Annotated in this window: 15 protein-coding genes and 1 tRNA gene; 6 read left to right on the forward strand and 10 right to left on the reverse strand. The window is 71.2% G+C overall.

Annotated features, from left to right (window positions below):
• Positions 1 to 11: 11 nt before the first annotated feature.
• Positions 12 to 1,238, reverse strand: a complete 1,227-nt coding sequence (locus MLG_RS12645) for a DcaP family trimeric outer membrane transporter (protein ID WP_011630234.1) — start codon at positions 1,236 to 1,238, stop codon at positions 12 to 14.
• A 230-nt stretch (positions 1,239 to 1,468) separates the two neighbouring features.
• Here MLG_RS12645 and MLG_RS12650 point away from each other — a divergent pair, with 230 nt between their 5' ends.
• Complete coding sequence (locus MLG_RS12650; protein ID WP_011630235.1) at positions 1,469 to 2,518, forward strand: DUF3179 domain-containing protein; 1,050 nt, start codon at positions 1,469 to 1,471, stop codon at positions 2,516 to 2,518.
• On the forward strand, positions 2,502 to 3,041 hold the full coding sequence (locus MLG_RS14950) for a hypothetical protein (RefSeq protein WP_011630236.1): 540 nt from the start codon (positions 2,502 to 2,504) through the stop codon (positions 3,039 to 3,041). The genes MLG_RS12650 and MLG_RS14950 overlap by 17 nt, the downstream gene beginning before the upstream one ends.
• Here MLG_RS14950 and MLG_RS12660 read toward each other — a convergent pair.
• From MLG_RS12660 to MLG_RS12675, 4 genes are read right to left on the reverse strand one after another with little or no spacing between them, the layout of a single operon-like run.
• A complete protein-coding gene (locus tag MLG_RS12660) occupies positions 3,038 to 4,369 on the reverse strand; it encodes an ATP-binding protein (protein WP_011630237.1) in 1,332 nt (443 codons plus the stop codon). The two genes, MLG_RS14950 and MLG_RS12660, sit on opposite strands and share 4 nt — an antisense overlap.
• Positions 4,369 to 5,049 carry a response regulator transcription factor gene (locus MLG_RS12665; RefSeq protein WP_011630238.1) on the reverse strand — a complete coding sequence of 227 codons (681 nt, stop codon included), beginning with the start codon at positions 5,047 to 5,049 and terminating at the stop codon, positions 4,369 to 4,371. The genes MLG_RS12660 and MLG_RS12665 overlap by 1 nt, the downstream gene beginning before the upstream one ends.
• Positions 5,049 to 5,282, reverse strand: a complete 234-nt coding sequence (locus MLG_RS12670) for a PepSY domain-containing protein (protein ID WP_011630239.1) — start codon at positions 5,280 to 5,282, stop codon at positions 5,049 to 5,051. The genes MLG_RS12665 and MLG_RS12670 overlap by 1 nt, the downstream gene beginning before the upstream one ends.
• A gap of 52 nt (positions 5,283 to 5,334) precedes the next feature.
• Complete coding sequence (locus tag MLG_RS12675) at positions 5,335 to 5,850, reverse strand: glycine zipper 2TM domain-containing protein (RefSeq protein WP_011630240.1); 516 nt, start codon at positions 5,848 to 5,850, stop codon at positions 5,335 to 5,337.
• A gap of 338 nt (positions 5,851 to 6,188) precedes the next feature.
• On the opposite strand from MLG_RS12675, the gene MLG_RS12680 reads away from it, so the two are divergent.
• Both MLG_RS12680 and MLG_RS12685 read left to right on the forward strand, forming a co-directional pair.
• Complete coding sequence (locus MLG_RS12680; RefSeq protein ID WP_011630241.1) at positions 6,189 to 6,557, forward strand: DUF6164 family protein; 369 nt, start codon at positions 6,189 to 6,191, stop codon at positions 6,555 to 6,557.
• 29 nt (positions 6,558 to 6,586) lie between these two features.
• Positions 6,587 to 7,618: a DUF6352 family protein gene (locus tag MLG_RS12685; protein WP_011630242.1), complete on the forward strand. Its 1,032-nt coding sequence runs from the start codon at positions 6,587 to 6,589 to the stop codon at positions 7,616 to 7,618.
• On the opposite strand, the gene MLG_RS12690 is transcribed toward MLG_RS12685, so the two are convergent.
• Both MLG_RS12690 and MLG_RS12695 read right to left on the reverse strand, forming a co-directional pair.
• A complete protein-coding gene (locus tag MLG_RS12690; protein WP_011630243.1) occupies positions 7,590 to 8,582 on the reverse strand; it encodes a hydrolase in 993 nt (330 codons plus the stop codon). The genes MLG_RS12685 and MLG_RS12690 overlap by 29 nt on opposite strands.
• Entirely contained in the window at positions 8,567 to 9,826 is a 1,260-nt protein-coding gene (locus tag MLG_RS12695; protein ID WP_011630244.1) for a sensor domain-containing diguanylate cyclase, read from the reverse strand. The genes MLG_RS12690 and MLG_RS12695 overlap by 16 nt, the downstream gene beginning before the upstream one ends.
• Before the next feature lie 298 nt (positions 9,827 to 10,124).
• Between MLG_RS12695 and MLG_RS12700 the strand changes: the two genes are divergently transcribed.
• Together MLG_RS12700 and fdhF are read left to right on the forward strand one after the other, a co-directional pair.
• The gene (locus MLG_RS12700; RefSeq protein WP_232209258.1) at positions 10,125 to 11,726 is read left to right on the forward strand and encodes an NAD(P)H-dependent oxidoreductase subunit E; all 1,602 of its coding nucleotides are present in this window, start codon (positions 10,125 to 10,127) and stop codon (positions 11,724 to 11,726) included.
• Positions 11,726 to 14,509: a formate dehydrogenase subunit alpha gene (fdhF, locus tag MLG_RS12705; protein WP_011630246.1), complete on the forward strand. Its 2,784-nt coding sequence runs from the start codon at positions 11,726 to 11,728 to the stop codon at positions 14,507 to 14,509. The genes MLG_RS12700 and fdhF overlap by 1 nt, the downstream gene beginning before the upstream one ends.
• 45 nt (positions 14,510 to 14,554) lie before the next feature.
• On the opposite strand, the gene ggt is transcribed toward fdhF, so the two are convergent.
• The 3 genes from ggt to MLG_RS12720 form a co-directional block, all read right to left on the reverse strand.
• Positions 14,555 to 16,321 (reverse strand): gamma-glutamyltransferase, encoded by a 1,767-nt coding sequence (gene ggt / locus MLG_RS12710; protein WP_011630247.1) that lies wholly within the window; start codon positions 16,319 to 16,321, stop codon positions 14,555 to 14,557.
• Positions 16,322 to 16,534: 213 nt separating this feature from the next.
• Positions 16,535 to 17,473, reverse strand: a complete 939-nt coding sequence (locus MLG_RS12715) for a ring-cleaving dioxygenase (protein ID WP_011630248.1) — start codon at positions 17,471 to 17,473, stop codon at positions 16,535 to 16,537.
• A gap of 167 nt (positions 17,474 to 17,640) precedes the next feature.
• A tRNA-Ile gene (locus tag MLG_RS12720) sits at positions 17,641 to 17,717 on the reverse strand.
• Positions 17,718 to 17,765: the final 48 nt, after the last annotated feature.

The raw sequence follows: 17,765 nt of genomic DNA on the forward strand, positions 1-17,765 counted from the left end.
CAGGGGCGGGGTCAGAAGCTGTACTTCGCCGAGACCTGCACGCGGTTCAGCTCGCCGCTGTCCTCACCATAGGCGTCCTCGCCCTCGATCTCCCGCTCGGCCCAGATGTACTCCACGCCCACGTCCACGTTCTGCACCGGTGTATAGATCAGGTTGAGGTGCACCGACTGGATCTGCTCGTTGGCCGTCTCCGGGGCGCTGCTGGGGTTGTCGGCCTTGGCCAGGCTGTAGACCAGGCTGCTGCGCAGGGTCTGATTCCACCAGTGCCGATAGGACACATACCCACCCCAGATGCTCAAGGAGTCCAGATTGCCCTGGTCGTCGATAAAGGCATCGGGAAAGGCGTTCAGGCCGAGGTAACGGCCGAGTCCGTCGCCGTAGTTGAGCTGAAAGCGGACATCATTGCGCCCTCCGGCCTTCACCACGCCGGTCAGGCTGAGTGCGCCCACCCACTCGTCGTCGTCCACGTCGGCGCCGAGTTCCCGCGAGGTGCTGCGATCGACCCGGAGATTCCGGGCGACGCCAGCCAGGGAGCCGTGGCCCCAATCCCCCGAGACGTTGTAGCGGGCGACGAACTCCGGCCAGCGGTCATCCCGGGCGTTGCGGATGGCATCGCCCGGATCGGCCTCACCCAACGTCGCCTCGGAGGCCAGGGTGGTGAAGGGCTGTTCCACCGCCAGCATCAGGCTGTTGCCCTGCTCCAACGGCAGGGTGTAGCGCACCTGGATATTGCGATTGAACACCGTGCCGGCGGGCCCGACGAAATCCAGGGTCTCCGGTTTGGTGGTAACGTTGTAGAAAGTGCCCCAGGTCTGCCCGGCCAGCCAGTTGCCCAGCTGACCGAAGGCGTGCCGTAGCCGCGGGGGCTGGTTGCCCACCAGGCGGTTGCGGTCGATGGCGGCATCCTCGAGAAAGTCCACTTCGAGAAACGTGGTCAGATCCCCCAGGCCGGTGGGCGTCTGCGTGCGCAGGTTGACCCGACTCTCACGCACGCTGTAGCGGGTGACATTCCGTGAGTCCTCCTGCCCGTCCAGCGGGATCAGGGCGGGGATCATGAAGGCCTCGCTGCGGTCGTTGGCGGCACGGTTGGTCACATCACTGAAGTGGGCATCCATCTTCACGTAGCCGCCGAAATCGACGGTGGTCTCCGCCCACGCCGGTGAGATGATCAGCCCCAGCAGTGCGGCGGTGGCCACCCCCAGGCAAACCGGTTTTTTGGTATGGCATGTGCTGCGCATGGTCGTTATCTCCTGACGGTGTGCAGTGTTCGCGATGACAAAGCGACGGTGCCCGAAGGCCCCCAGACACCGTCCCGTAGGAGTGTCGCCGGCCCCAGCCGACCCACCATGCGCATTAATACTTACTCGGTTTTTACTTAGTTTCCGGTTGCCTACGCAATTCCCCGGATGCGCCCGGGGCACCTGTTCTGCTGGACTGGCGGGAGATCCGGTTCAGGAGACCCGATGCCATGCCCAGCAACAGCAGACGACAGTGGGGCAGCGCCAGGATCGCGGCGCTGGCTGTGGCCCTTGCGGTGACGGGGCAGGCCCACGCCCGCCTGCCGGTGGTCGACCCGCCGCTGATGCCCGAGGCGCCGGCGGATTACCGCGCCGCCAGCCTCTCCGGGGGGCCCGGGAAGGACGGCATCCCGGCCATCGACAACCCCGCGTTCCAGGCCGCCTCGGAGGCCGACGCCCGGCTCGACGACGGCGACCGGGTGGTGGGCCTCTACCATGACGGCGAAGCCCGGGCCTATCCCCAATCCATCCTGGTCTGGCACGAAATCGTCAACGACACCGTGGCCGGCGAGAACATCGCCGTCACCTACTGCCCCCTCACCGGTACCGCCCTGGGTTACCTGCGCGGCGAGACCACGCTGGGCGTCTCCGGCCGCCTGGTGAACAGCAACCTGATCATGTTCGACCGGGCCAGCGACAGCCTCTGGCCCCAGATACTGAGTGCCGGCATCGGCGGCCCCCACGAGGGCCAGGGGTTGGAGGAAGTGCGCGTGGTCTGGACCACCTGGGGCCGTTGGCGCGAGCGCCACCCGGACACCCGGGTGCTGACCACGGACACCGGCTACCTGCGCAATTACAACCGCGACCCCTACGGCGGGTATAACCCGGTCCGGGGCTATTACGCCCCCAACGCATCGCCCATCTTCCCGGTCCGCCCGAGCAGCGACCGCTACCCGCCGAAAGAGGAGGTCTTCGGCATCCGCACCGCCAGTGCCGCGGTGGCGCTGGATCGGGACCACCTCGCGGCGGCGGGCGTGGTGAACATTCCGCTGGGTGATGACCACCTGGTGGTGGTCCACGACCCCGGCCTGGATACCGGTTGGGCCTTTCGTGCCGACGAGGCGGTGGCGCTGGACCCGACAGCGCTGCGGTTCGGGCCCGAGGGCCCGGTACACCCGGAGTTGGCGGACCTGGAGCGAGTGAACGGCTTCGAGGCCATGTGGTTCGCCTGGTACGCCTTCTATCCGGATACGGTGGTGGTCGATGGCGCTGGCCGCTGATCCGGTGCCCCGCCGCGCCGCCCTGGCCGCGGGGCTGGGCTACGCGGCGCTTTATCTCTGGCTGACCGGTGATCTCGACCTCACGGGCGACACGGCCTGGCGCTGGCAGTTGGGGCGCCTGGAATGGGCACATGTAATCCAGGCACGCGCGCCGTTTCTCTACGAAGCCGTTGCCCTCGTCCAGGCGGGCCGCCTGATGTGGCTCATCAGCCCGCTGAACCTGCTGATCACCGCCCTGCTTGCGGGCCTGCTGGCCGCCAATGTGCACGGCATGCTGACCCTGCGCCGTGGCGCGGCCACCCATTGCCGCAGCGGGCGGGGGGGCGCGGCCAGCGGCGCCCTGCCGGCATTGCTGGCCGGCTCCGCCTGTTGCGCCCCCGGCATCCTGCTGCTGTTGGGCATTCCGGCCCTGGGGGCCTTTGTCGGGTTGTTCGCCTGGCTGATCCCCCTCTCCCTGCTGCTGCTGGCCCTGAGCCGCGGCTGGCAGCGGTGGTGGGGCGCGCCCCCGCTCCTCGGGCGCTAGTACCGCAGGGTGACGTCGAAACGCGCTCCGCCGAGGGTTTCGGAGCGGTCCACGGTCACCTGGCCACCCCGGACGGCGGCCAGGTCGCTCACCACCGCCAGGCCTATCCCCTGCCCCGGGTGGCGTTCATCGGCCCGGCCACCGCGGGCCAGGATCCGCTCCACCTGTGCCGCCGGGACACCGGGGCCGTCGTCCTCCACCTGCAGCCACAGGCCCTCGCCGTTGCGCTGGCCCGCGCTCACCACCACCTGCGAGCGGGCATGGCGCACGGCGTTGTCCAGCAGGTTGCCGGCCAGCTCCATCAGCTCCGCCTCGCCACCAGCGAAGCGCACATCCGGCGGGCAGTCCAGCCGCAACCGCACGCCAGGGTCCAGCTTCCGCAGCGCCGCCAGCAGCCGTTCCAGCACCGGCCGCACCGGCAACCGGTCACCCAGCGGGGCCGGTCCGTGGCCGGCCCGGCGCAGGTGGTAGTCGATGGCCTGGTCCATCCGCCGGAGCTGGGCGGTGGCCGTATCGGCCCCGTCGGCGGGCAACTGGCTGCGCAGCACCGCCAGCGGGGTCTTGAGACTGTGGGCCAGGTCCCCCAGGGCCTGCTGGTGGCGCTCCATCCGTTGTTGCTGGGCGGCCAGGAGCTGGTTGAGTCGGCGGGTCAGGGCGCTGAGCTCCGGCGGGTGGTCCTCACCCAGCCGGCGGACGCGGCCGGCCTCCACCGCCTGCAGCTCACGGCCGATACGGCGCAACGGCTGCAGTGTCCAGCGCAGCAACAGCAACTGGGTGAGCAGCAATCCCCCGGCGGCCACCGCCAGCCAGCCCCAGAGCGCCTGGCGGAAGCGGGCCAGTTCACCGGCGAAAACGGCCTGCTCCTCCAACACCTGCAGGGTGAAGCGACCGCGTTCGCCATCCGCCTCCTCCCAGGCGATCCCGTAGGCCAGGCCGTGCAGCGGCGCCCCGTCGGCGGGGGCCACGCCACCCTCCTGGGTCTCGCCGGGCGCCAGCCGGGGCGGCGCGGGCAGGGTCCGGTCCAACAGTGAGGGCGAGCGCCAGCGGATGGTGCCACCGTCGTCGATCACCTGGGCATAGAGCCCGGAGCCGGCGCTGCGCAGCCGCGCATCGGGCAGTTCCCCGGCCAGGACCAGGGCCTGATCGCGCAGCTCAGCGGCGGCCAGCAGCCCGAAGATCTGCCCCTGGAGGCGCTGGCTGCGGGCCTCCTCGGCACCCTCGCGGAAGGCGTGGTCGACCACCAGTCCGGTGGTGCCCAACAGCAGAAGCAGGGAGGCGCCGGCCACCCAGAGCACCCGGTGCAGCAGCGGGAGGCGCCGCAGACGCATCACCCCGCCCTCGCCAGCCTTAACCGGTAACCCCGGCCGCGCAGGGTCTCGATGGGTTGGAGGGTGCCGTCGGGGTCCAGCTTGCGGCGCAGGCGGCGGATGAAGACCTCCATCACGTTGCTGTCGTGCTCGGCCGCGTCGGGGTAGAGGTGTTCCTCCAGCCGGGTCTTGGACAGCACCGCGCCCTGGTGCAGCATCATGTAGTGCAGCAACCGGAACTCGCTGCCGGTCAGCTCGATCCGGGCACCGTCGCGCCAGGCGGTCTGGCTGCGGGTGTCCAGCGCCAGCGGCGGGCACCGCAGCACCGGGTCGGCCCAGCCCCCCGCACGGCGCAGCAGCGCCTGGACCCGGGCCAGCAGCTCCGGCATCTCGAAGGGTTTGACCAGGTAGTCGTCGGCCCCGGCCTCCAGGCCGGTCACCCGATCCTGCCAGTGCCCCCGGGCGGTGAGGACGAGCACCGGCAGGGTGCGTCCGTCCGCGCGCAGCGCGCGGATGAGTTCCAGGCCGGAGAACCGCGGCAGGCCCAGATCGATGATCGCCAGATCCAGCGGGTAGTCGCGGGCCATGTGCAGCCCCTCGCGACCGTCTGCCGCCTGGTCCACCACGTAGCCCGCGCGGCCGAGCGCGTCGGCCAGTTGCCGGCGCAGGGCGGGTTCGTCCTCGACCACCAGCAGCCGCATCAACGGACCTCGCCGGTGCGGGCATCGACCCGGAAGACACGCACTTGGCCCGGGGCGACCAGCACCCGGACCCGGTAATGATTGCCGCGGCGCTCGACCCCCAGGACCCGGCCGTCGGTGTGCTCGCGCACCCGGGCCACGGCCTCGCGTTCACTCAAGCCGGCCGGCGCCGGGGTCGCGAGCAGCAGCAACGGCGTGGCGCAAAGCAGGCGCAGGCAGGTTCTACGGTTCATGCCGTTAATGTACACCAGTGCGCGTGCCCGGTGCCGCCACCCGCGGCCGCCGTCAGTAGTGGTCCGGGGTGACCGAGACGCGCAGGCGGATACGGTCGCCGGGGTGACTGTTGGTGCGCGTGGTGTACTCGCGGCCATCGTAGCGGTAGCGCACCCGGTAGCCGTCGTGGCGCTCCTCGGTCCGGCGGTCGTAGACGGTCCGGCACTGGCGCTCGTTGACTGTGTAGGTCCGCGACTCGCTCCCGCTCAAACCGTCCGCGATGCCGGCACCGGCCAGCGTGCCCGCGGCGATGGCGGCATCGCGCCCGCGGCCGCCGCCAAAGCGGCTGCCCACCAGGCCGCCGGCCACGCCGCCGGCGATCACCGCGGCGGTGTTGCGCTGCCCCTGGGTGGTCCGCTGCACCGGCTGGTCCCAGCACTCCTGGCGCGGGTTGGAGACCTCCACCGTGCGGTACTGCGGCGTGACGCTGAGCACTTCACCGTAGGCATACTGGTCACCTGCGGCCTGGGCCAGCCCCGCCACCAGCAGGCCGGCGGTTGCCAGGGCAGTGATCATCGGCTTGTTCATGGCACACCTCTCCTGTTCTTGTTCGGCCAGACGGGGACAGGATGCCCGGACGTGGCTGAACGCAGGCTGAACGGCGACACGAACGGCTGGACGGTGGTGGTGGCGTTGGTGCGGGCGCCGGGGCGGGGATCGTCCGCTGGGGCGACTTATGCGCACCGAGCAACGCAGGGAAAAATCGGGAAAAGCGCGTGCCTGTTCGAGCGAAGCGAGTTCACGCGCGCCGATTTTTCCCGAGTAGCGCAGGGAACCCCCGAAGGGGGTGCGCATTTGGAGCCCCGGGGGACGACCCCCCGCCCCGGCGCCCGCGCCAACACCACGACTTGGTTTAGAATGGCCCCATGGCCAAACGACTGATGAACCTTCGCAACGTCCCCACCGACGAGGCGGACGAGGTGCGCGACCTGCTGACCCGGGAAGGGATCGATTTCTACGAGACGCCGCCCAACCGCTGGGGCCTGAGCGCCGGCGGTATCTGGCTGCGCGACGAGACCCAATACACCGAGGCCCGCCGCCTGCTGGACGACTACCAGCGCGAACGCCAGCGCCGCGCGCGCGAGGCCTACGAACAACAAAGGCGGGACGGCACCGCCGAGACGGTGACCAGCCTGTTCCTGCGCAACCCGCTCAAGGTGATCCTCTACCTGGGCATCGTCGGCACCATCCTCTACTTCTCCATCCGACCGTTCTTCTCCCTGGGGGCGGGCTGACCGGCCCCCGCAACGGATCAAGGGCTGCCATGACCACTGCGCCACGCGACCTCTGGCCCCATTGCGGCTATACGACCCTGCAGGCCACCGCCGGCGGCCTGCGCCCCACGGCCGATCTCTACCGCCACCTGCTGCGCCGCCCTGAGCTTGCCCCGCCGGAAGAGGCCGCCGCGGCGGAACAACGTCTCCACCGCCGGCTGCTGGATGACCCCCTGCTGCCGCTCAACGCAACGGTGCTCCAGACCCTGGGCGACCCCGACGCCGAGGCCAATTACCAGGTCTACCGCGGGTTCCGCGACCTGCTCGAAGAGGCCGGTACCCTGGAGGTGGCCTACCTGCGCATCGCCCGTGGCCAGACCGACGGCCCGGTGCCCCCGGTGTTGATGGACTGGCTGGCCCAACTCATCGTCCGCCACCTGCTGGGCCCGCAGCCCGATGCCTTCCGCGCCCGCGCCGGCGAGCTCTTCTTCCGCGAGCAGAAGGTGGCCCTGGAAGGCGGTGTGGTGTTGGCCGACCACGCCTACCTGGAGACTCAACGGGGCACCCCCGGCGGCCCCGACATCCTCCAGTCGCTGCTGCGCGAGGCGCAGGGCCTGGCTGCGGATGGCCGGCCAACCCTGGACGTGCTGAACATGGAGACGGCAGCGCACTACCTGGAAGCGAGCGAGGCCCACGACCTGGCCTTGGATATCAGCTACGACAGCCCCGGTCTGCTGGCACTGGCCGGGCTGCTACGGGATTGGCTGTACCACTTCACCGGGCTGGAAGGCCGGCTGGCACCGGTGAAGGCCATCGACGACCATCGCTGGCGCTGGCATGTGGGCCTGGACGCCGCCAGTACCGATCTGCTCAACCGCCTCTACCAGGGGCACGAACCGCGCCCCGAGGAACAGCGCCAGATTCTGGCCCTGTTCACCCTGGAGTTGGACGACCAGGCACGGCTACGACCCGACGCGGTCGGCTACCCGGTGCACCTGGGGCTGGCGATGAGCCGCCAGGGTTTTCTGCGCCTCAAGCCGCAGAACTTGCTGATCAACCTGCCCCTGCGCGAGGACGGCTGAAGCCCGCCCGCAGCCGCTCGACCAGCGTAGGCTCCAGCCAGTAGCGGGGCCGCCAGGGCCGGCCGTGAACGAAACCCAGATGGCCGCCACCCGGGCTCAGGGCCAATCGCACCCAGGGTGACAGGGCGCCGGGCGGCGGCAGGGTGGCGGCCGGGCAGAAGGGGTCGTCGGCGGCGTTGATCATCAGCGTGGGCACCCGGATGCCATCCAGGCGCTGTTCCGGGGCACAGCGGCGGTAGTAATCGGCGGCGCCGGCAAAGCCATGGAGCGGGGCGGTGAGCCGGTCGTCGAAGGCCCACAGGCTGCGGACCCGCAGCGCCGCCTCGATCTGTGGCGGGGCGCAGCCAGCGGCCCGCTTGCGGCGCAGCATGGCCTTGAGGTCGCGGACCATGGCCCACTGGTAGAGGCGGGCGAACCCCTGATCCAGCCGGCGCGCGCATTCGGCGAGCCTCAGCGGGGCCGAGACCACCACCGCCGTCGCCACCCCGGCCTCTGCCCCCGTCCGGCCGAGCCAGTTCAAGGCCACAATCCCCCCCATGGAGAAGCCCACCAGCGCCAGCGGCCGGTCGGGGTGGCGACGGCGGATGTAATCCACGGCCTGTTGCAGATCGCCGGTCTCACCGGCATGGAAGAACCGGGGCAGACGGTTGGGCCGACCACCGGCGCCACGCGCCTCCATCACCACCGACCCCATCCCCGCCTGCGCCAGGGCGGCCTTAAGCGCGAGCACGTAGGTGGAGCGGGCGGAGCCGGCCAGGCCGTGCAAGATGAGCACCAGCGGGCCACCGGCCGGATCAGGCCCCCAGACGAGGTTCAGCACATCCCCATCCGGCAGGGCCAGACGCTCCGCCGCCTGCCGGACCCGGGGCGGCCGGCGGACCAGCGCCGGCCACAGGGTCTGGGCATGGGGGTTGGCCAGCCACGCCGGCGGGGTGAACGGCGGCGGGTTCAGCGGCTCAGGCATTCCACCCGGTCACGTCCCAGGTGCTTGGCCCGGTACAGGGCCTCGTCGGCCCGCCGCACGAGGGTCCTGCAGGTGTCGTCATCGCGCAGGGCGCAGACCCCGAAACTGGCCGTCACCGGTGCGCCGTGGGGAAAGCGGTGGGCGGCCACCCGCTCGCGCAGCTTCTCCGCCAGCTCACCGGCCGCCGCCAGCGGCGTTTCCGGCAACAGCACCATGAACTCCTCCCCGCCCCAGCGGGCGACGGTGTCGGCGGTGCGCACGTTGGCCAGCACCAGCCCGGCCAGAGCCTGGAGCACGGCATCACCCGCCTCGTGGCCATGCGCGTCATTGACGGCCTTAAAGTGGTCCAGGTCAAACATCAGCAGGGACAGCGCACCACCATAGCGCCGGCAGCGCTCATAGTCCCGCTCCAGGAGTTGCTCGAAGCTGAGGCGGTTGGCCAGCCCAGTGAGGGCGTCGGTGGTGGCGGCACGCTTCAGTTCCTCCTCCATCCGCACCCGCTCCGTGATGTCCTTGCCGGTGGCCACGTAACGCACCACCTGGCCCTGGTCCGCCCGCACGGGGGTGATACTCTGCTCCAGGTAGAACAGCGCTCCGGAACGGTTGCGGTTCAGGAAGGTGCCGCGGAAGGTCTCGCCGCGCTCCAAGGTGGTCCAAAGGTCCCGGTAAAAGCGGGCACTCTGCTCACCGGAGTTGAGCACAGCCGGGGTCTCGCCGAGCACCTCATCGCGGCGGTACCCGGTGATTTGCTCGAAGCCGCGATTGACGTAGACGATGCACCCCTCGGTGTCGGTGATGAGGATGCTGGCAGCGGAGGACTCCACCGCGGTGCTCAACAGTCGCGCCTCCTGCTCCAACTCGCGCTCGTGGGTGACATCCCGCTGGATCGACAACCAGGCGGTGATCCGGCCGCTATCGTCGCGCACCGGCGAGATCAACCACTCCACGTGGTAAGGCCGGCCGTCCTTGCGGTAATTGATGGCACTGCCCTCGAACCCCTGCCCCGCCGCCAGCCGCTGGCGCAGGGTCCGGAGCACCGCCGGATCGGTCGCCGCACCCTGCAGGATCTTGGGCGTGTGTCCGATCAGCTCCTCCCGCGTGTAGCCGGTCATGCGCTCGAAGGCGGCGTTGACATAACGGATCCGCTGCCCGGCACCCTCCAGCCCGGGGTCGGTGACCACGACGGCGTTGTAGGACTGCTCCACCGCCGCCCTCAACAGGCTCTCATCCAGCCCCTGCTCCATATCCGGACCTCGACCATGGGTGTCCCTAAGGTGTTTATGGTAGCGGATGTCGGCTCCGATTGTTCGGTGTGGTGGGGGAATGCCGCTGTGATGCAGTGACCGCCCCCTGCGACGCACCCTGATGTGCCATGATCATGGCGAGACAAGCCATCCAGCGGGGTAACGGCCAGCGGCCCGCCACCACCCCGCGAGCGGAGGATCGCCGGTCATGCCACAACCGCCCCAATCACCGCCCGCCCCCTCACCTCGCCGGTCACAGCCGCGGGGCCGCCGCCCCCGCCCCGCGGACATCCGGGCGGTGCGGGCGGTATCCGGCGGCCTGCCCCCTACCCGGGACCTGCTCATCGAACACCTGCACTGCCTGCAGGACCACTACGGCCACCTCAAGGCCGAGCACCTGGTGGCATTGGCCCACGAACTAAACCTCGCCCCGGCCGAGGTTTATGAGGTGGCCACCTTCTACCACCACTTTGACGTGGTCCACGACAATGCGGCGCCACCACCGCCAATCACCGTCCGCGTCTGTGACGCCATCGGCTGCGCGCTCTCCGGCGCCGATGACCTGGTGCAGGCGTTGGAGGCCGGACTCGGGGACGGGGTGCGGGTCCAACGGGTGCCCTGCGTGGGCCGTTGCGACCAGGCCCCGGTGGCGGTGGTCGGGTGCAACCCGGTGGGGCAGGCATCGCTGGCGACGGTTCAGGCCCGGATCGCGCAACGGGCGCTGCGGCCCGAGCTGCCGGCAGGCACCGTCAGGTACAGCGCCTATCGCGCCGCCGGCGGCTACCGGGTCTTGGCCGATTGCCTGTCCGGTCGCCGTGAGCCCGCGTCTGTGATCGACACCCTGGAGCGGGCCGGCCTCCGGGGCATGGGCGGGGCCGGTTTCCCCGCCGGGCGCAAGTGGCGCACCCTACGCGACCAGCCCGCCCCCCGCCACGTGGTGGTGAACATCGACGAGGGGGAACCCGGCACCTTCAAGGACCGCCACTACCTGGAATCGGACCCCCACCGCTTCCTGGAGGGGGCCCTGATCGCCGCCTGGGCCATCGAGGCCGATGCGATCTGGCTCTACCTGCGGGACGAATACGCCGCCGCCAGGGCCCTGCTGCGCCAGTGTCTGGCCGAGCTGCAGGCCGATCCGCCCGGTCCCCTGCCCGCCATGCACCTGCGGCGCGGGGCCGGGGCCTACATCTGCGGCGAGGAGTCGGCCCTGATCGAGTCCATCGAGGGCAAGCGCGGCCTGCCCCGGCTCCGGCCGCCCCTGGTGGCCCAGGTGGGGCTCTTCGGCCACCCCACCCTGGCCCACAACCTGGAGACCCTGCACTGGGTGCGCGACATCCTGGCGCACGGCGCGGACTGGTTCGCCGACCAGGGCCGGCACGGGCGCCAGGGGCTGCGCAGCTACTCGGTGAGCGGCCGGGTGCGCCACCCCGGGGTCCACCTGGCGCCGGCCGGCATCACCCTGCGCGAGCTCATCGACGAGTACTGCGGCGGCATGGCCCCCGGGCACGAACTCAAGGCCTTCTTCCCCGGCGGGGCCTCCGGCGGCATCCTGCCGGCGGCCGCTGCTGACACCCCGCTGGACTTCGACACCCTGCAGGCCTACGACCCGCACTGCTTCATCGGCTCGGCGGCGGTCATCGTACTCTCCCAACAGGACAGCGTGCGCGAGGCCGCCCTCAACGCCATGCGCTTCTTCCAGCACGAGTCCTGCGGCCAGTGCACCCCCTGCCGGGTGGGCACCGCCAAGGCCGCCGCCCTAATGGCGCGGCCGGTCTGGGACGCGCCCCTGCTGGAGGAGCTGGCCGACTGCATGGCCGACGCCTCCATCTGCGGCTTGGGCCAGGCGGCGCCCAACCCGCTGCGCTGCGTGCTCAAGTATTTCCCGGAGGAGGTGCGCTGATGACCCGACCGGCGTCCGACACCACCCGGGCCATCACCTTCACCCTGGATGGCGAGACGGTCACCGCAGGCCCCGGCGAGACCCTGCTGCAGGTGGCCCGGCGTCAGGGTCAGGCCCTCCCCACCCTCTGCCACCAGCCCGGTTACCGCCCGGCGGGCAACTGCCGCGCCTGCATGGTGGAGATCGAGGGGGAACGGGTGCTGGCCCCCGCCTGCGTCCGCCAGCCCAGCCCCGGCATGGTGGTCCACAGCACCAGCGGGCGCGCCGCCCGGGCCCGGCGGATGGTGCTGGAGCTGTTGCAGTCGGACATGCCGGCGGCGGCCCGAACCCCCGACAACGAACTGCAGCAATGGTGTGACCGGCTGGGGGTGGACGCCCCCCGTTTCCCGGCGCGATCGCAGCCCGCGCCGGACGCCAGCCACCCGGCCATGAGCGTGCGCCTGGACGCCTGCATCCAGTGCACCCGCTGCCTGCGCGCCTGCCGCGAGGAGCAGGCCAACGACGTCATCGGCATGGCCCATCGCGGGGACCGCACCGCCGTGGTCTTCGACCTGGCCGACCCCATGGGGCGCTCCTCCTGCGTGGCCTGTGGCGAGTGCGTCCAGGCCTGCCCCACCGGCGCCCTGCTGCCGGCGGGCGACCGCCCCCCGGAAGCCCCCGACCGCCGGGTGGACTCCGTCTGCCCCTGGTGCGGTGTCGGCTGCCTGCTCACCTACGAATTGAAAGGGGAGCGCATCCTACGCGTGCAGGGCCGACCGGATGGCCCCGCCAACCGGGGCCGGCTCTGCGTCAAGGGCCGCTTCGGCCAGGACTACGTCCGCCACCCGGGCCGCCTGACCCGACCGCTGATCCGCCGCAAGGACGCCCCCAAGACCCTCCCGGTGGATTTCGACCCCGGTGCCCCGCTGCGCTACTTCCGGGAGGCGGACTGGGAGGAAGCCCTGGACCGGGCCGCCGACGGGCTGCTTCGCATCCGCGACCGCCACGGCCCCCGGGCGCTGGCCGGTTTCGGCTCGGCCAAGGGCTCCAACGAGGAGGCCTATCTCTTCCAGAAGCTGGTCCGCACCGGTTTCGGCAGCAACAACGTGGACCACTGCACCCGGCTCTGCCACGCCTCCTCGGTGGCCGCCCTGATGGAGGGGTTGGGCTCGGGGGCCGTCTCCAACCCGGTGAGCGACGTGGCCCACTGCGAGCTGATCCTGGTCATCGGCGCCAACCCCACGGTCAACCATCCGGTGGCGGCCACCTTCATGAAGAACGCAGCCCGGGCGGGCAAGCACCTGGTGGTGATGGACCCGCGCCGCACCGAGCTGGCGCGCGAGGCCGACCGGTTCCTGCAGTTCCGCCCGGACACCGACGTGGCCCTGCTCAACGCCATGATGCACACCATCATCGAGGAGGGGCTCACCGACGAGGGCTTCATCGCCGAGCGCACCGAGGGCTTCGAGGCCCTGCGCGATAGGGTGATGGCCGACTACAGCCCGGAGGCCATGGCCCCGGTCTGCGGCATCCCGGCCAGGACCATCCGCGAGGTGGCCCGCCAGTACGCCCGCTCCCGCTCGATGATCTTCTGGGGCATGGGCGTCTCCCAGCACGTGCACGGCACCGACAACGCCCGCTGCCTGATCGCCCTGGCGCTGATGACCGGCAACCTGGGCCGGGAGGGCACCGGGCTGCACCCCCTGCGGGGTCAGAACAACGTCCAGGGGGCCTCCGATGCGGGGCTGATCCCCATGTTCTACCCCAACTACGCCCCGGTGGGCGACCCCGACACCCGGCGCTGGTTCGAGCGTTTCTGGGGCGTGGCGGCCCTCGACCCGGAGCCCGGGCTCACCGTGGTGGAGGTGGTGGACGCCATCCACGCCGGGGGCGTTCGCGGCATGTACATCCTGGGCGAGAACCCGGCCATGTCCGACCCCGACCTGAACCACGCCCGGGAGGCCCTGGCCCGGCTGGACCACCTGGTGGTGCAGGACATCTTCCTCACCGAGACCGCCGCCTTCGCCGACGTGGTGCTGCCCGCCTCCGCCTTCCCGGAGAAGAGCGGCAGCTTCACCAACACCGACCGTCGGGTGCAGATCGGCCGCCAGGCCCTCGACCCGCCCGGCGACGCCCGCCAGGACTGGTGGCTGATCCAGGCCATCGCCCGGCGCATGGGCCTGGACTGGCAGTACGACGGCGTGGCCGCAGTGTTCGAGGAGATGCGCCGGGCCATGCCCGCCATCCGCGGCATCACCTGGACACGACTGCAACGGGAGGACTCGGTCACCTACCCCTGTGATACGGAGGCGGACCCGGGCCAGCCGGTGCTCTTCCGCGACCGCTTCCCCCGTGGCCGGGGCCGCTTCGTCCCCGCCCCCTTCAGCAGGGCGGACGAACTGCCCGACCAGGCCTACCCCTGGGTGCTGATCACCGGCCGCCAGCTCGAACACTGGCACACCGGTGCGATGACCCGGCGCTCCCGGGTACTGGATGCGCTGGAGCCGGCGCCCACCGTCTGCCTCCACCCGGAGGACCTGGCGGCACTGGGGGCGAGCCCCGGCGAGGCGGTGACCCTGCACTCCCGGCGCGGGCGGTTGACCGCCTACGCCCGGGCGGACGACGGCCTGCAGCGGGGCGAGGTCTTTCTGCCCTTCGCCTACGTGGAGGCCGCCGCCAACCTGCTCACCAACGCGGCCCTGGACCCCTGGGGCAAGATCCCGGAGTTCAAGTTCTGCGCGGTGCGGATCAGCGCCGGCGGCCAGGTACCGGCGGCCCGCTTCGGGATTGCGCCGACGGCCTGAACCACGGCCACGGCGCGGGGCCCCGGCGGGTCGCACGGCCTCCGATCAGGGCGCCACGCCCAGGGCGGTGCCCTCCCGCCTCGGGTCGGCGGCCCCGTGGCGCACCCCGTCACCGTCCACGAAGATGGCGTGCACCCCGCTGGTCATCCCCCGCACCGACACCTCGTGGCCGCGCTCGCGCAGAGCCCCGGCCAGCGCCTCGCTGCCCTCCACCGCCTCCAGCTTGGTGGGGCCGTTGCGGTTGTTCCAGTTGGGTGCCGCCACCGCCTCGGCCAGGGGCGCCCCCTCCCCCAGCACCAGCGCCAGGTGGCGGGCGGTGTAGCCGATGATCCAGGGGCCGCCCGGCGAGCCCACGGCCAGGCGCAGGGCATCGTCCTCGAAGGCCAGGGTGGGCGACATGGCGCTCATGGGGCGCTTGCCGGGGGCCACCCGGTTGGCCACCGGGTCGCCATTCCCGTCCTCCGGTTCGAAGGCGAAGTCGGTCAACTGATTGTTGAGGATAAAGCCGCGCACGAACAGCCCGGAGCCGAAGGGCATCTCCACCGACGAGGTCATGGACACGGCATTGCCTTGGGCATCCACGATGGAGAGGTGGGAGGTGGAGGGGCGCGCCGGTCTCCGGGGCATGGCGGCCTGCTCCGGCTCCAGGGCTAACCCGGCCTCCGCCTCGCCCATGCTCCGGACCGGGTCGATCAGGGCAGCCCGTTCGTCCAGGTAGTCGGCGTCCAGCAGGTCGGCCACCGGCACCGGCTCGTGGTCCGGATCGGCGGCGAAACGGGCCCGGTCCGCGTAGGCCAGGCGCGAGGCCTCCGCCAGCAGGTGCGCCCGATCGGCCTCATCCTCCGGCGGGTGGACGGCCTCGGCCCGTTCCAGCAGCCCCAGGATCTGCAGCACGACGAAGCCGCCGGCGGGGGGTGGGGCGCTGCAGACCCGGTGCCCGGCGTAGGGCGCACAGACCGGCTCCCGCACCTCCGCCCGGTAGCCGGCCATATCCTCCAGGGTCAACCGGCCCGGGTTGTGGGCCGCCCCCTGCACGGCGTCGACGATAGCCTCGGCGATGGGGCCGGTGTAAAAGGCCTCCGCCCCCGCCTCGGCGATCCGGCTCAGGGTGTCGGCCAGTGCCGGGTTGCGCAGGCGTTGGCCCACCGGCAGGGGCTCGCCCTCGTCGGTGTGGAAATAGGCCCGGGCGGCCTCATTGTCGAGGATGGCCCACTCCCGCTGAAGGATGTCGTTCAGACGGGGACTGACCTCGAACCCTTCCCGGGCCAGCTCGATGGCCGGTTGGAACAGCTCCGCCCAGGGCCGGGCGCCGTGCCGCGCATGGGCCTGCTCGAACAGCCGCACCACGCCGGGGACACCCACGGCGAGGCCGCCGCTGACCGCCTCCCGGAAGTCCATGGGCTCGCCATCCTGCAGGAAGAGCCCGGCGTCAGCGGCCGCCGGCGCGGTCTCGCGACCGTCGTAGGCCAGGGTCTCACCGGTCCCGGCGTCGTGATGGAGCAGGAAGGCGCCGCCACCGATGCCGCTGGACTGGGGCTCCACCAGGGTAAGCACCAACTGCGCGGCGATGGCGGCATCCACCGCGCTGCCCCCGGCGGCGAGCAGTTCATGGGCCGCCCGGGTGGCGTGGGGGTTGGCGGTCACCGCCATGGCCCCCTCGGTCTGGGCGCTGCGCTTCTCCTCCGGTACCCAGGGCTGGACGTCGCCGCTGGCGTTGGCTGCCATCAACAGGGCGACCAGGGCACACGCCGCCGGTAACAGGCGGAGGCGCCAGCGGCGCATCGGGGCGGGTGGTGGCAAGGGTTCACTCATGTCGGTCTATCCAGCCGTGCGTTGTTTTCAGCTTGCCGTGTATGCTCGCTATTGACGCGCCGCGGGGCGCTCCTGCGAAGATGACGGCATGACCACGCAATACTACTTTTACGAACCGGGCAAGGGGCACGGGCTGGCCCAGCGCTTTCGCATGCACCGGCCCGGCTGAGGCCGACGCCGGCCCGGTGGCTTGCCGCCTACCGGGCCGGGCGCTTACAGGGGCTTCAGCCGGCGTTCAATGGCCTCCCGCCGGGGCTCCAGGAAGGGCGGCAGCGCCAGGGATTCGCCCAGGTGCTCCAGCGGTTCATCCGTCGCGAACCCGGGCCCGTCGCTGGCCAGTTCCATGAGGATCCCGTTGGGCTCCCGGAAATAGAGGCTGCGAAAGTAGAAGCGGTCCACCGGGCCGCTGTTGGGCAGGCGGATCTCGGCCAGGTGGCGGGCCCAGGCCTCGTACTCCTCGTCCGCCACCCGGAAGGCCACGTGGTGCACCCCGCCGGCCCCCGGGCCGGCAGGGGCCCGGCCCGGTTCCTCGGCGACATGCAACTCCGCGCCGGCGCCCCCGGGGCCCATGGCGTACACCCGCACCGCCACCCCGTCATCCCGGTAGCGGCGCGCCTCCCGCATCCCCAGGGCACCGGTCAGCAGGGCGTCCAGCGCCTCGGGCTCGCGGACGCTGAGGGTGATGGGGCCCAGGCCCCGGATCTGGTAGTCCAGGGGTACCGGGCTGGCGGACCAGGGCCGGGCGGGCTCGCCCTCACCACCGTCGTCCACCAGGCTCAGGCGCTGCCCTTCCGAGTCCTCGAAGTCGATAACCCGGCGGCCGTCGCGGGTGGCGATCCCACCGCAGGGGACGCCGGCGGCCTCCAGGCGGGCCTGCCACCACGCCAGAGCCTCCTCGCCGGCCACCCGCAGCGCAGTGCGGCAGATGCTCTGGCTCCCCCGCCGCTCCGGGGGCGCGGGGAAATCGAAGAAGGTGATGTCGGTACCCGGCGAGCCCTCGCCGTCGGCGTAGAACAGATGATACGCCTCGGTCTGGTCCTGGTTGACCGTCTTCTTGACCAGCCGCATGCCCAGGGTGCCGGTGTAGAAGGCCAGGTTGCCCGGGGCGTCCGCCGTGACGGCGGTAAGATGGTGAATGCCTTTCAGTTGCATGGTGTCGTCTCCCGTAACCCGTTATCCCGTCCGTCCAGATCGGCCCGCCAAGCCGCTCCACAAAGGGTGGCATGGCGCGTGAACGAACGCAGCGATCCGGGCAGGTACGGGGCAATCGCCCGCAGCCGGGCACACCGATCCGCGGGGCGAGGTTCGGGAGGGGGATATGGTGGGCCCGGCAGGACTTGAACCTGCGACCAAGCGATTATGAGTCGCCTGCTCTGACCAACTGAGCTACAGGCCCGACGGGCAAGCAGTATATACCGAGGACCGGGCCGGGGTCACCGGCCCG

The organism is Alkalilimnicola ehrlichii MLHE-1 (genome assembly GCF_000014785.1).
Lineage (GTDB): Bacteria > Pseudomonadota > Gammaproteobacteria > Nitrococcales > Halorhodospiraceae > Alkalilimnicola > Alkalilimnicola ehrlichii.

Excerpts from the sequence above, each read along its gene's own strand:
- MLG_RS12690 (WP_011630243.1), bottom strand. The coding sequence starts at position 8,582 with ATGCCTGAGCCGCTGAACCCGCCGCCGTTCACCCCGCCGGCGTGGCTG.
- MLG_RS12715 (WP_011630248.1), bottom strand. The coding sequence starts at position 17,473 with ATGCAACTGAAAGGCATTCACCATCTTACCGCCGTCACGGCGGACGCC.
- MLG_RS12650 (WP_011630235.1), top strand. The coding sequence starts at position 1,469 with ATGCCCAGCAACAGCAGACGACAGTGGGGCAGCGCCAGGATCGCGGCG.
- MLG_RS12660 (WP_011630237.1), bottom strand. The coding sequence starts at position 4,369 with ATGCGTCTGCGGCGCCTCCCGCTGCTGCACCGGGTGCTCTGGGTGGCC.
- MLG_RS12670 (WP_011630239.1), bottom strand. The coding sequence starts at position 5,282 with ATGAACCGTAGAACCTGCCTGCGCCTGCTTTGCGCCACGCCGTTGCTG.
- MLG_RS14950 (WP_011630236.1), top strand. The coding sequence starts at position 2,502 with ATGGCGCTGGCCGCTGATCCGGTGCCCCGCCGCGCCGCCCTGGCCGCG.
- MLG_RS12645 (WP_011630234.1), bottom strand. The coding sequence starts at position 1,238 with ATGCGCAGCACATGCCATACCAAAAAACCGGTTTGCCTGGGGGTGGCC.
- fdhF (WP_011630246.1), top strand. The coding sequence starts at position 11,726 with ATGACCCGACCGGCGTCCGACACCACCCGGGCCATCACCTTCACCCTG.
- MLG_RS12665 (WP_011630238.1), bottom strand. The coding sequence starts at position 5,049 with ATGCGGCTGCTGGTGGTCGAGGACGAACCCGCCCTGCGCCGGCAACTG.
- MLG_RS12685 (WP_011630242.1), top strand. The coding sequence starts at position 6,587 with ATGACCACTGCGCCACGCGACCTCTGGCCCCATTGCGGCTATACGACC.
- ggt (WP_011630247.1), bottom strand. The coding sequence starts at position 16,321 with ATGAGTGAACCCTTGCCACCACCCGCCCCGATGCGCCGCTGGCGCCTC.
- MLG_RS12695 (WP_011630244.1), bottom strand. The coding sequence starts at position 9,826 with ATGGAGCAGGGGCTGGATGAGAGCCTGTTGAGGGCGGCGGTGGAGCAG.
- MLG_RS12680 (WP_011630241.1), top strand. The coding sequence starts at position 6,189 with ATGGCCAAACGACTGATGAACCTTCGCAACGTCCCCACCGACGAGGCG.
- MLG_RS12675 (WP_011630240.1), bottom strand. The coding sequence starts at position 5,850 with ATGAACAAGCCGATGATCACTGCCCTGGCAACCGCCGGCCTGCTGGTG.